Consider the following 13,019-nt stretch of genomic DNA (forward strand, 5'->3'; position numbering starts at 1 on the left):
GTTTGGTGCCGGCTGCAGACTCGCACCCGCCACCTGACGATTACAACTCAACTGCGAGGCTGACGCTTTGAGCAAGTGGCTCGAAAACTCTGAAGAGGGCTGTTACTCGACGGCTTGTCGCCCCCCCCAGCAAATTCCGCGTTTCCCCGCAACGGATATGAGTTAAACGTCAATATTCCCCGCCCGCAACGCATTCGACTCAATAAACGCCCGCCGCGGTTCGACATCATCCCCCATGAGGGTAGTAAAGATCCCGTCCGCAGCAATCGCATCCTCGATCTGAACACGCAGCAGTCGCCGCACCGCCGGATCCATCGTCGTTTCCCAAAGCTGCTCGGGGTTCATCTCTCCCAGCCCCTTATACCGCTGCTTCGAAACGTTCCGCTCCGCATCCGCCAGCAGCCACTTCATCGCGCTCTTGAAGTCCGCCACGGCCATGCTGCGCTCACCGCGCTTGATGACCGCACCTTCCCCAATAAGCCCCTTGAACGTATTCGCCGTCGTCACGAGCTGCTGATAATCCGCCGTGTGCTGGAATTCCTGGTCGATGACCGAGACCCGCACGTTGCCGTGATGCGTGCGTTCGACATGCAGCGCCCGCTGTTCGCGCACCGCGTCATACGAAGGCACAACCCGCACTTCATTCTTCAGCGCTTCATCGTGCAACGCAGCGTGCAGCGCCTTAGCCGAAGCCTCCGTCGAAGCCTCGTTGGAAAGATCGATCACCACCCCATCCATAACCGCTTCCAGCGCCGCCGGGTCATACAACCGGCTCAACCGCTCGATCACGCTCTGCGACAGCAGATACGACCTTGCCAACTCCCCAAGCGCATCGCCCGAAATCGCAGCAGCATTCTCACCCGGCACCAGCTCCGACCCTTGCAGCGCCAACCGCAGCATGTGCGCGTTGAGCTCCACGTCGTCCTTCAGATACCGCTCGTCCTTGCCCGCCTTGATCTTGTAAAGCGGCGGCTGCGCGATATACACGTACCCGCGCTCGATCATGTCGGGCATCTGGCGATACAGGAACGTGAGCAGCAGCGTCCGGATGTGCGCACCGTCGACGTCCGCGTCGGTCATGATGATGATGCGGTGATAGCGCAGCTTGTCGAGGTTGTAGTCTTCCTTGCCGATGCCGCACCCAAGCGCGGTCACAAGCGTGACGATCTGCTCCGACGACAGCAGCTTGTCGTAGCGCGCCTTCTCGACGTTCAGCACCTTGCCGCGCAGCGGCAGGATCGCCTGGAACTTGCGGTCACGCCCTTGCTTGGCCGACCCACCTGCCGAGTCACCCTCGACGATGTAGATTTCGCACTTCGCCGGGTCTTTCTCCTGGCAGTCCGCGAGCTTGCCGGGCAGGCCGACGCCGTCGAGCACGCCCTTACGTCGCGTCATTTCCCGCGCCTTCCGCGCAGCATCCCGCGCCCGAGCAGCTTCAACAATCTTCCCGCAGATGATCTTCGCGTCGATCGGCGTTTCGAGCAGGAATTCTTCCAGCGCCTTCGCCACAACTTCCTCAACCGGCGCACGAACCTCGGACGAAACCAGCTTGTCCTTCGTCTGCGAGCTGAACTTCGGCTCCGGCACCTTCACGGACAGCACGCACGACAGCCCTTCGCGCATGTCGTCGCCGGTCGTCTCGACCTTCGCCTTCTTCGCGATTTCGTTGTCGGTGATGTACTTGTTGATGACGCGCGTCATCGCGGCCCGCAGGCCGGTCAGGTGCGTGCCGCCGTCGCGCTGCGGAATGTTGTTCGTGAAGCACAGCACGTTTTCGTTGTAGCTGTCGTTCCACTGCATCGCGACTTCGACGCCCACGCCGTCCTTCTCGCCGTTCGCGAAGAACACGGTCGGGTGCAGGTTGGTCTTCGTCTTGTTGATGTACTCGACGAAGCCCTTCACACCGCCTGCGAACGCGAAATCGTCTTCCTTGCCCGAGCGCAGGTCGGTCAAACGAATCCGCACGCCGTTGTTCAGGAACGAGAGTTCGCGCATCCGCTTCGCGAGGATGTCGTAGTGATACTCGACCGTGCCGAAAATGGTCGGATCGGCCATGAAGTGCACTTCGGTGCCGCGGTTCTCGGTGTCGCCGGTCACGAGCATCGGCGACACTTCCACGCCGTCCACCACCTCGAGCACGCGATCCTGCGCGACGCCGCGGTGGAACTCCATGAACCGCTTCTTGCCGTCGCGGCGCACGGTGAGGCGCAGCCAGCTCGACAGCGCGTTCACGCACGACACGCCCACGCCGTGCAGGCCGCCGGACACCTTGTAGCTGTTCTGGTCGAACTTGCCGCCGGCGTGCAGCTCGGTCATCACGATTTCCGCCGCACTGCGCTTCGGCTCGTGCTTGTCGTTCATCTTCACGTCGGTCGGGATCCCGCGGCCGTTGTCGGTCACGGAAATCGAGTTGTCGGCGTGAATCGTCACGTGGATGTCGTTGCAATACCCGGCCAGCGCTTCGTCGATCGAGTTGTCGAGCACCTCGAACACGAGGTGGTGCAGACCGGTGCCGTCCGACGTGTCGCCGATGTACATCCCGGGGCGCTTGCGCACCGCTTCCAGACCTTCGAGGATCTGGATCGACGAGGCGCCGTAGCTGCTGTTATCGGGTTGCGAATTGTGCTGTTCACTCATGGATATCTTCCGGTTCTGCGAGGCCACTCAGGTGGCGGCGCGGTGCGTTTCAGCGAAGGAAATCGCCGGGCCGCTCCAGTTTCCTGGCCCGCCCAAGTGCCGAAAAGGCACTAAAAGGGCGGGTTGTCGGTTCGCCATAAAAACGCCAAAGGGGCTTGCCGCCCCCTGGTGTGTGTCTTGATGTCGTGCGCGTCAGATGCGCATCGGCATCACGACATACTTGAACTCGTCGTTCTCGGGCACGGTAATCAGCGCGCTCGAGCTGGCGTCGCCGAGGCTCACCTGCACGGTGTCGACCTTCAGGTTCGCGAGCACGTCGAGCAGATACGTGACGTTGAAGCCGATGTCGACGGTATCGCCCTGGTAGGCGATTTCGAGTTCTTCCTGCGCCTCTTCCTGATCGGCGTTGGTCGACATGATCTTCAGCTGGCCCGGCGCGATGATGCAGCGCACGCCCTTGAACTTGTCCGAGGTCAGGATCGCCGCGCGCTGCAGCGAGCGCTGCAGTTCTTCACGGCCGATCTCGAACGTGTTCTTGTGCGCCTTCGGGATCACGCGCTGGAAGTCGGGGAACTTGCCCTCGACGAGTTTCGACACGAGCTCGACCTGGCCGAACGTGAACTTGGCCTGGGTTTGCGCGATGTCGATGGTGACGGTGTCGTCGATGTCTTCGAGCAGGCGTTGCAGCTCGAGAATCGTCTTGCGCGGCACGATGACTTCCTGGCGGCCGAACGTGCCGCCTTCGAGCTTCATCGACGAGAACGCGAGGCGGTGGCCGTCGGTGGCCACGGCCATCAGCTGGTCGCCGTCGACGACGAGCAGCATGCCGTTCAGGTAGTAGCGGATGTCCTGCTGCGCCATCGCGAAGTGCACCATGCCGAGCAGCTGGCGGAACGACTTCTGCGGGACGGTGAGCGTGGCGCCGAAATCCTTCGCCTGCGCGACGGTCGGGAACTCGTCGGCCGCGAGCGTCTGCAGTGCGAAACGGCTCTTGCCGGATTGAACGGTGAGGCGCTTGTCGGCGAGCGACAGCGTGACCTGGCCGTCAGGCATCGCGCGCAGGATGTCGAGCAGCTTGCGGGCCGCGACGGTGGTCGCGATCTGGTCGCCGCCGACGCCGAAATCGGCGCGCGTGGTGATCTGCAGCTCCAGGTCGGTCGACAGGAATGAAACGTCCGGGCCGTTCTTGGTGATCAGCAGGTTGGCGAGGATCGGCAACGTATGGCGGCGTTCGACGATGCCGCTGACCGTTTGCAGCGGCCTGAGGAGGGTGTCTCGTTCGGTCTTGACCAGTTGCATAGAGTTCCTTCGTTGAGTAACGGCCTGCAGCGCAGCAGCCTCGCAGCGCCCCGCCGGCCGGGCTCTTGGCCCGCCACCACCGGGGCGGTCAAACCAGTATTGTGCCTCAAAACCGAACCGCCCCCCTTAAATTGGGGCGGAGGCCGAATTATCAAGCGCGCCGCGCGCTCAGCCCTTCAGCGTTTGTTCCAGCACGTGCAGCTCGTGGTTGAGCTGCGCGTCCTTGCTGCGCTCGTCGGCGATCTTGCGCACCGCGTGCAGCACGGTGGTGTGATCGCGCCCGCCGAACAGCTCGCCGATTTCCGGCAGGCTCTTCTGCGTGAGTTCCTTCGCGAGATACATCGCGATCTGTCGCGGCCGCGCGATGTTCGCGGGGCGCTTCTTCGAGTACATATCCGCGACCTTGATGTTGTAGAAGTCGGCGACGGTCTTCTGGATGTTCTCGACCGAAATCTGCCGGTTCTGCACGGTCAGCAGGTCCTTCAGCGCTTCCTTGGTCAGCTCGATCGAGATCTCGCGGCCGTGGAACTTCGAATACGCGAGGATCTTGCGCAGCGCGCCTTCGAGTTCGCGCACGTTCGAGCGCAGGTGCTTCGCGACGAAGAACGCGACGTCCTCCGACAGGTTCACGCCTTCCGACTGCGCCTTGCGCATCAGGATCGCGACGCGCATTTCCAGCTCGGGCGGCTCGATCGCGACGGTGAGGCCCGAGTCGAAGCGCGAGATCAGGCGATCGTCGATGCCCGAGATCTCCTTCGGATACGTGTCGCTGGTGATGATCACCTGCGCCTTGTTCGCGACCAGCGCCTCGAACGCGTAGAAGAATTCCTCTTGCGTGCGCGACTTGCCGGAGAAGAATTGAATATCGTCGATCAGCAGCAGGTCGAGCGAGTGGTAGTAGCGCTTGAAGTCGTCGAACGCCTTGCGCTGGTACGCCTTCACCACGTCGGACACGTACTGTTCCGCATGGATGTAGCGGATCCGCGCGCCGGCCTTGTCGAGCAGCAGCTGGTTGCCGATCGCGTGGATCAGGTGGGTCTTGCCGAGGCCGACGCCGCCGTACAGGAACAGCGGGTTGTACGAGATGCCCGGGTTGTCCGCGACCTGGATCGCGGCGGCGCGCGCGAGCTGGTTCGCCTTACCGGTCACGAAGTTGTCGAACGTGAGCACGGGGTTCAGCTTCGAACGCTCGTACATCGAATCGGCTTCGCCGCCGTTCGCGGGTGCGGCACCGGGGCCCGGGCGCCACGTGCGGCGGCCGGCCGCGGCTTCGTGCGCGGGCAGGCTCGGCAGGTCGATGTCGGCGTCGTCGGCGTTCAGGTGGTGCGCGGCGGCTGCCGACGGCGTCATCGGCACGTCGGCCGGCGCGGTGGGCGCGGCGCCGGCGTTCGCGGCCAGGTTGGCGGCGATCGCGGCCACCGTGGCGGCCGGGCCGCTCGGTGCGAGCGGCGCGCGCGGGGCGGCTGCGCTCGATGCGGCGCCGGCCGCGGCGCTGCGCATGCCTGCCTTGGGATCGAGGACGAACTGGACTTCGATCGGCGTGTTCCAGAATTCGCGGGCCAGATCGGAGATCCGTCCCGAAAACTGGCTCTTGACCCAGTCCAGCTTGAAGCGGTTCGGCGCGGCGATGGACAGCGTGTTCGCCGACGCATCGAAGGCCACCGGGGCCAAGGGTTTGATCCACGTCACGTACTGCTGGGGCGTCAGCTCGCGCTCCAGCAGTGCGGAACAGTGTTGCCAGAAATCGTTCATCAAGTAACTGTCGTTTTTTGCGTGCACAGCGCGGCTCGCCGGCGCCCTTGTCGCGGTTGCGCAACAAGGCCCGAAGCGGTCGTGCGAGCGTGCCTCGGACGCCTGCGTCACAGTGTTGGAGGGGCAGGCGCGGGCCGAGGCGGCGTGCGGGATTCTTGGAGATAAGGCGAGATTCTACCGCCAAACGCGACCACAGCGCGAGTTATCCACAGGCCGGGATTGTGGGTCGCGGGGCCGGATCGGCGCGGGCCGGCACAGGCGAGCGACTCCTAAAGTATTGACCGTCAAGAGAAAAACGGTTTAAATAGCGGGTTCCGCGAAAACCAATCCTGTATTCCCGGCGATTGCGTTCGCCCGAATGCCTACGGTTAAGGGCACGCGGTCCCCTGAATTTCGACATTCTCGAACAAGTGAGAACATCATGAAACGTACTTACCAACCGTCCGTGACGCGCCGCAAGCGCACCCATGGCTTCCGTGTCCGCATGAAGACGGCAGGTGGCCGCAAGGTCATCAACGCTCGCCGCGCGAAGGGCCGCAAGCGCCTCGCCATCTAAGGCAGGTTGCGCGCTGTGTCCGCCGTCCGCAGTCCTGCGGAAGGTGCCGTCGAGCCGGGTGCGAATCCGTCGCAGACGAAAGCCGCCTTCCCGAAAGCTGCGCGACTTCTGAAAACGGATGAATTTTCATCCGTTTTTCGTTTGCGCCCCTGGCGGCGCTCCGCGCACTTCGTGATTTACGGCAAGCCGACCGGTCAGCCCGCGCGTCTGGGGCTCGTCGTCGGCAAGAAGTATGCGCCGCGTGCGGTTACACGTAACCTCGTGAAGCGGCTGGCGCGCGATGCGTTTCGCTTGCGCCGGGCCGAGTTCGCCGGTTACGACCTGCTGCTGCGGCAGCACACGCGCTTCGACAAGAAAGCGCTGCCGAGCGCGGCTTCCGCCCCGCTCGCGGCGATGTGCGCGGCCGAGATCCGCGAGCTGCTCGACAGGGCAGTCCGGGAAATCGCCCGCCGTGCGTCGAAGCCCGCGTCCGAGTGACGCATCCGTGCCCGGTGCGGCGTTCGCGCCTGCCCGGCCGGTTTTGACGCGGCGTCGTACGGCGCCGCCCAAGGTATGGAAACGGTATTGATCGCCTTGCTGCGCTTCTACAAGGTTGCCGTGAGCCCGATGCTCGGCAACCGTTGCCGTTTTTATCCTTCCTGTTCGGATTACGCGCGCGAGGCAATCCAGTATCATGGCGCCGCGCGCGGCACGTATCTCGCCGTCAGGCGCGTGTGCCGATGCCATCCGTTTTCCGCGGGCGGCATCGACCTCGTCCCGCCGCCCAACTCCGACACTCGCGCTCGCGGCGAAGCCGACGCGCGGTCCCATCGACTCTGAGACAACGCATGGATATCAAACGCACCGTCCTATGGGTGATCTTCTTCATGTCAGCTGTCATGCTGTACGACAACTGGCAGCGGTCCCATGGACGCCCGTCGATGTTCTTCCCGAGCGCCACGCAGACGGCCCCCGCGGCCGCTGCCGGCGGTGCATCGGGCACGGGCGCGACGACGACCGCAGGTGAAGTGCCTGCCGCCGCAGCCGGCGCCGCCCCGTCGACGACGGCACCGGCCGCCCAGGCGCAGCTCGTGAAGTTCTCGACCGACGTGTACGACGGCGAAATCGACACGCGCGGCGGCACGCTCGCGAAGCTGACGCTGAAGAAGCAGGGCGACGGCAAGCAGCCCGACCTGTACATCACGCTGTTCGACCACACGGCCGGCCATACCTATCTCGCACGCTCGGGCCTGCTCGGCGGCGATTTCCCGAACCACAACGACGTCTACACGCAGCTGAACCCCGGCTCGACGTCGCTGACGGGTGACCAGAACGCGCTGAAGCTGTCGTTCGAATCGCCGGTGAAGGGCGGCGTGAAGGTCGTGAAGACCTACACGTTCACGCGCGGCAGCTACGTGATCGGCGTCGACACCAAGATCGACAACGTCGGCACGGCGCCTGTCACGCCGACGGTCTACATGGAACTGGTGCGCGACAACACGGCCGTCGAAACGCCGATGTTCTCGCATACGTTCCTCGGGCCGGCGGTCTACACGGACGCGAAGCACTTCCAGAAGATCAACTTCAGCGACCTCGACAAGAACAAGGCCGACTACGTGACCTCTGCCGACAACGGCTGGGTCGCGATGGTGCAGCACTACTTCGCGTCGGCCTGGATTCCGCAGCAGGGCGTGAAGCGCGACATCTACGCTGAAAAGATCGATCCGACGCTGTACCGCGTCGGCGTGAAGCAGCCGGTCGCCGCGATCGCGCCGGGCCAGTCGGCCGACGTGCAGGCACGCCTGTTCGCCGGTCCGGAAGAGGAGCGCATGCTCGAAGGCATCGCGCCGGGCCTGGAACTCGTGAAGGACTACGGCTGGGTGACGATCATCGCGAAGCCGCTGTTCTGGCTGCTCGAGAAGATCCACGGCTACATCGGCAACTGGGGCTGGTCGATCGTGCTGCTCACGATCCTGATCAAGGCGGTGTTCTTCCCGCTGTCGGCTGCGAGCTACAAGTCGATGGCGCGCATGAAGGAAATCACGCCGCGCATGCAGGCGCTGCGCGAACGCTTCAAGAGCGATCCGCAGAAGATGAACGCCGCGCTGATGGAGCTGTACAAGACCGAGAAGGTCAATCCGTTCGGCGGCTGCCTGCCGGTCGTGATCCAGATCCCGGTGTTCATCTCGCTGTACTGGGTGCTGCTCGCCTCGGTCGAAATGCGCGGCGCGCCGTGGGTTCTGTGGATTCACGACCTGTCGCAGCGCGATCCGTTCTTCATCCTGCCGGTGCTGATGGCCGTGTCGATGTACGTGCAGACGAGCCTGAACCCGACCCCGCCGGACCCGGTCCAGGCGAAGATGATGAAGTTCATGCCGATCGCGTTCTCGGTGATGTTCTTCTTCTTCCCGGCCGGCCTCGTGCTGTACTACGTCGTGAACAACGTGCTGTCGATCGCGCAGCAGTACTACATCACGCGCAAGCTCGGCGGGGCCAAGAAGAAACCGGCCTGACGCCCGTTGCACACACGGGCGGCGAGCCGCCCGCGATGCACGCAAAAAAAGCCGCATGGTTCGCGCCATGCGGCTTTTTGCTTTTGCGGTTCCGGTGCGGGTTCAGCCTTTCTTCGATTCGCCCGAGTCGCCGTAGAACTGCTCGACCAGTTCCTGCACGAGGTAGCGATGATGCGGCGACAACGCTTCGATCTTCGACGCGAGTTCGATCGTCTCGGGCGTCGGCGGATAGCGCTCGTCGCGCGGCAGCGGTTGCGGCGTCGGATGTTCGATCACGCTCGGCGACGGGCCGTAATGCAACCAGTGGAGTTCGACGCGCAGCCATTCGGCGAGCGTGGCGAGTTTGTCCGACGTCGGAATCGTGCGACCCGTCAGCCACTTATGCGCGGTTTGCGGCGAAACGGGTTGCGCTCCGCGGTGACGCAGATTGAATCGGTTCGCCAGTTCGGTCGCACCGGTGACCTTCTCCGGGCTGCGCCGCAGGGCGAATTTCAGGCGTTCCGAGAACGCGGCTTTTTCTTCGGATGTCGGCATGGAGGAGATTGTGCAATTCCACCACCACGTTTCAGACAACCATTCGGGATAAACGTATCTCGTTCAGACGAATCCCGATCTCGATCGGAGTGGGATGCAAAATTGAGGGTCACAGTGTTGGGCCGCTCCAGCAGGCATACTCGTCCGAAACCGTCGTTGTGACATGGCGCCGGACTGATACTTGGCTTATCCCCGGCGGGATAAATTCGGGCGCGTCCGAATCCAGCGCGGCGACCGATGGCGTGTGAGCCGGCACGCTACAATGCCGGCGTTCCGATGCCCGAACTGTTGCGCGGGCGCACCATATTCACTGATCACCCGACTCAACCGATTCCCATGCTCGCTACCGATTCCGATCCGATCGTCGCCATTGCCACTGCTGCCGGCCGGGGTGGCATCGGGGTCGTCCGTGTCTCGTTCGGGCGCGGCGGCGAGGCGGCCGCGTTGCCGCTGATCGACGCGTTGTGCGGGCAGAAGCTCGCGCCGCGCCATGCGAGCTACGTGCCGTTCCTCGACGAGCACGGCGCGCCGCTCGACCGCGGGATCGCGCTGTATTTCCCGGCGCCGCATTCGTACACCGGCGAGCACGTGCTCGAGCTGCAGGGGCACGGCGGGCCGATCGTGATGCAGCTGCTGCTGCAGCGCTGCCTGGATGCGGGGCGCGGTTTCGGGCTGCGGCTCGCGGAGCCGGGCGAATTCACGCGACGCGCGTTTCTGAACGACAAGCTCGATCTCGCGCAGGCCGAGGCCGTCGCCGACCTGATCGAGGCGAGCACCGAAGCGGCGGCGCGTTCGGCCGGGCGCTCGCTTGACGGCGCGTTCTCGCGGCAGATCCATGCGCTCGTCGACGACGTGATCACGCTGCGGATGCTGGTCGAGGCGACGCTCGATTTTCCGGAAGAGGAGATCGATTTCCTGGAAGCGGCCGATGCGCGCGGCAAGCTCGCGAAGATTCGCGCGCAGCTCGCGCACGTGCTGGGTGATGCGCGGCAAGGCGCGCTGCTGCGCGAAGGATTGTCGGTCGTGCTCGCGGGGCAGCCGAACGTCGGCAAGTCGTCGCTGCTGAACGCGCTGGCCGGCGCGGAGCTGGCGATCGTCACGCCGATCGCGGGCACGACGCGCGACAAGGTCGCGCAGACGATCCAGGTCGAAGGGATTCCGCTGCACATCATCGATACGGCCGGGTTGCGCGAGACGGAGGACGAGGTCGAGCGGATCGGCATTGCGCGTACGTGGAGCGAGATCGAGCGTGCGGACGTCGTGCTGCATCTGCTGGATTCGCGCACCGGGATGACGGCGGATGACGAGACGATTGCCGCGCGGTTTCCGGGCGGCGTGCCGGTGGTACGCGTGCTGAACAAGACGGACCTGACCGGCGTGGCGGCGTGCGTCGAGCATCCGGCGGCGGAAGGCGACCTGACCGAGGTGCATCTGTCGGCGAAGCGCGGCGACGGGATCGACATGCTGCGCGCGGAGCTGCTGCGGATCGCCGGGTGGCAGGCGGGGGCGGAGGGCGTGTATCTCGCGCGGGAGCGGCATCTGATCGCGCTGCGGGCCGCGCAGGAGCATCTCGCGCAGGCGGCGGATCATGCGGAGCAACGCGCTCAGTCGCTCGATCTGTTTGCCGAGGAGCTGCGGCTCGCGCAGGAGCAACTCAATTCGATTACCGGGGAGTTCACTTCGGATGATCTGCTGGGGGTGATTTTCAGCAGGTTTTGTATCGGGAAATAACCTCGCATCCACCGGGTTCCACCAGGGTCCACTGAAACCCTTGAAACCTGCAGGAATACTAGGTTTCTTGCCCATCAAGCTCTGCTGAATCACACTGAAAGCCGTCTGTTTTTATGCCCAAGTGGCGGTTTTAGCCCGGGCCTTCCTCTACTTGGGCATACGGAGGAAGAAGATGGCACTCGCCGACACTGCCCTGAATGCACTCAAGTCGCGACCAGCACCCGCGGGATGCACCAGCACGGCCCGGATGCCGTTGTGGACGATCCAGGAAACGAGGGTGAGGCAGTACTCGAGGTAGTCGGTCGTGTAGAGCGTCGTCATTCCAGATCACTGCCAGGCAAGCCGGCCATGCGCGGATGCGCGGCGCGACGGAAGCCGGCAGGCTCGGAACAGGCCACGGCGCAGCGCCAGCGCTGCATTCTGATCGCGATGGGTAGCGGCCTATTCCAACAGAGGCGGTATAGACGGGCGAGCGGGAATAGGAAATGGCCCGGCGCCTATTGTTGGCGTGAGGCCGGTTTGGCCGGCCTTCGATCACGGGGCGAGCCGGCCGGCCCCGATGGGGCCGATGGACGTGCGGACTCCGAATTGCCGAATTGAATTTCGTACGAGTTGCGGAATTTCGGCGTGAATTTTCGGAGTCGTCTCATATCCCCGCCGTTGATCAATGCCCATGCTGGCGTCTGAAGAAGTCCATGTACATCCACATTTGCTGAGGGCTTGCGGCTAACCTGGTTTGCCATACCGTAGCCGCAGGTGCTCGGCTTCGGGAGACCTATGGCAGGCCAGACATCCAGCACTTCCACCAACGCATCCCGCGAGCGCCCAATCTCGGTTGCTCCGCTCAACCAGATTCAGTTGGGCGACGTGGCTCTCAGCATTTTGGCGTTCGACGAATGGCTGGGCGCCATCAGTCATGGCAGCGTGAACTTAGACCGTCTGCGCACGGTCGCCGGGAACTTTCCCGCCGTTCTCAACATCCTGAACCTGGCCGACCTGCTCGGCGATATCGTCACCCTCACGACCCACCCGGAACCTCACGCCTCTGACTGGTTCAGCGTCAGCCTGAACCTGATCGGCCTGATGCCCGAGCCGGGTACCGCCGCTGCCCGCATGGTGCTGCGGCCCACCCTGTTCCTGGCGCGGCAGGAACTCCTGCAGCGTGGGAATGCGCGGGTGGGCGAGGCGGCGTTGCGCACTCTTGCCGTCAATCTGAACCACAGCATCCAGGGAGAACTGGAAGACCTCGCGCAGCGGATACAGTCAAGACTCCCCGCTCTGCTGGACGCGGCGGCCGCCTTCGGCGAAAGCCTGCTCTTGGACCTGGCGAACGGCCTGGAGGCCTTGGCACGGGCGGAGCCCTTTGCGCCGGCCGCCCTGAGGGCAAGCACATCGGCAACGACCGAACTGCGCGATCCAGCGGCTGCGTTTTCCAACCTCTACGACGCAGCCCATCAATTCCTTCGCGGTAACGCGATTACCCAACCCTCTTTCGAACAGAGTTCGCCTCTTGAGTCGTCGACGCTGGTCAGCGCCAACGCCCAGGCATTGCGCCAGTTCGCCGCATTGTTGGGCAAGCAGGTGCGGCAACAGGGTCAGGCTACCCAGGTGGGCAGCGTGGGGTGGGTTGCGGCTGGATTGGTCCGCTCGCTTGAGGCCCGGGAAGCGGGCGCCGGGCAGAGTGCCAGCATCAAACCCGACGCGACCAGCATCGCTGGGCGCCAGATCCCCGGCGAGTCCCTTGAAGTCCGCGTCAAGGAGCGGCCTGCCGAGCAGGACGCCAACCAGTGCAAGATTGGCGTGCAGTCGTGCAGTGGCGGCAGCATCAGTTTTGCCACGGGCACCGAAACCCTCTCGCACACCGATTTCGTTCTGCCCGGGCCGTTCCCCATCGACTGGACGCGCACCTACCGCTCCAGCCTCGGGGCCTACGATGCGGGAGAACTCGGCGCGCGCTGGATCACCCCCTACACCACGCGCCTCGACGTGGTTGGCGACGGCCTGCGTTACCACGGCGC

Annotated in this window: 11 protein-coding genes; 6 read left to right on the forward strand and 5 right to left on the reverse strand. The window is 64.1% G+C overall.

Going from position 1 to position 13,019, the window contains the following annotated elements:
• Positions 1-162: 162 nt before the first annotated feature.
• From gyrB to dnaA, 3 genes are all read right to left on the reverse strand, one after another.
• On the reverse strand, positions 163-2,637 hold the full coding sequence (gene gyrB, locus ABIC51_RS39965; RefSeq protein WP_021163999.1) for a DNA topoisomerase (ATP-hydrolyzing) subunit B: 2,475 nt from the start codon (positions 2,635-2,637) through the stop codon (positions 163-165).
• A 192-nt stretch (positions 2,638-2,829) separates the two neighbouring features.
• Complete coding sequence (gene dnaN / locus ABIC51_RS39970) at positions 2,830-3,936, reverse strand: DNA polymerase III subunit beta (RefSeq protein ID WP_006490996.1); 1,107 nt, start codon at positions 3,934-3,936, stop codon at positions 2,830-2,832.
• A 168-nt stretch (positions 3,937-4,104) separates the two neighbouring features.
• A complete protein-coding gene (gene dnaA, locus ABIC51_RS39975; protein WP_222433404.1) occupies positions 4,105-5,688 on the reverse strand; it encodes a chromosomal replication initiator protein DnaA in 1,584 nt (527 codons plus the stop codon).
• Positions 5,689-6,109: 421 nt separating this feature from the next.
• Here dnaA and rpmH point away from each other — a divergent pair, with 421 nt between their 5' ends.
• The 4 genes from rpmH to yidC all read left to right on the forward strand — a co-directional run bounded on the left by rpmH (position 6,110) and on the right by yidC (position 8,736).
• Entirely contained in the window at positions 6,110-6,244 is a 135-nt protein-coding gene (gene rpmH, locus ABIC51_RS39980) for a 50S ribosomal protein L34 (RefSeq protein WP_004198824.1), read from the forward strand.
• A gap of 15 nt (positions 6,245-6,259) precedes the next feature.
• Entirely contained in the window at positions 6,260-6,721 is a 462-nt protein-coding gene (gene rnpA / locus ABIC51_RS39985) for a ribonuclease P protein component (RefSeq protein WP_021157986.1), read from the forward strand.
• Positions 6,722-6,796: 75 nt separating this feature from the next.
• Positions 6,797-7,063 carry a membrane protein insertion efficiency factor YidD gene (yidD, locus tag ABIC51_RS39990; RefSeq protein ID WP_006750110.1) on the forward strand — a complete coding sequence of 89 codons (267 nt, stop codon included), beginning with the start codon at positions 6,797-6,799 and terminating at the stop codon, positions 7,061-7,063.
• 8 nt (positions 7,064-7,071) lie between these two features.
• On the forward strand, positions 7,072-8,736 hold the full coding sequence (yidC, locus tag ABIC51_RS39995; RefSeq protein ID WP_027788804.1) for a membrane protein insertase YidC: 1,665 nt from the start codon (positions 7,072-7,074) through the stop codon (positions 8,734-8,736).
• 102 nt (positions 8,737-8,838) lie between these two features.
• Here yidC and ABIC51_RS40000 read toward each other — a convergent pair whose 3' ends face one another.
• Entirely contained in the window at positions 8,839-9,270 is a 432-nt protein-coding gene (locus tag ABIC51_RS40000; protein ID WP_059700521.1) for a transcriptional regulator, read from the reverse strand.
• Positions 9,271-9,606: 336 nt separating this feature from the next.
• Between ABIC51_RS40000 and mnmE the strand changes: the two genes are divergently transcribed.
• Positions 9,607-11,001 (forward strand): tRNA uridine-5-carboxymethylaminomethyl(34) synthesis GTPase MnmE, encoded by a 1,395-nt coding sequence (gene mnmE / locus ABIC51_RS40005; RefSeq protein WP_027788805.1) that lies wholly within the window; start codon positions 9,607-9,609, stop codon positions 10,999-11,001.
• 147 nt (positions 11,002-11,148) lie between these two features.
• Here mnmE and ABIC51_RS40010 read toward each other — a convergent pair whose 3' ends face one another.
• Positions 11,149-11,322, reverse strand: coding sequence for a hypothetical protein (locus tag ABIC51_RS40010; RefSeq protein WP_354007084.1), 174 nt, complete (start codon positions 11,320-11,322; stop codon positions 11,149-11,151).
• 456 nt (positions 11,323-11,778) lie between these two features.
• Here ABIC51_RS40010 and ABIC51_RS40015 point away from each other — a divergent pair.
• Positions 11,779-13,019: DUF6531 domain-containing protein (locus ABIC51_RS40015; RefSeq protein ID WP_222433403.1), on the forward strand; the 1,241-nt coding region annotated here is incomplete at its 3' end.

Source organism: Burkholderia sp. 572 (genome assembly GCF_040545135.1).
Classification (GTDB): domain Bacteria; phylum Pseudomonadota; class Gammaproteobacteria; order Burkholderiales; family Burkholderiaceae; genus Burkholderia; species Burkholderia cepacia.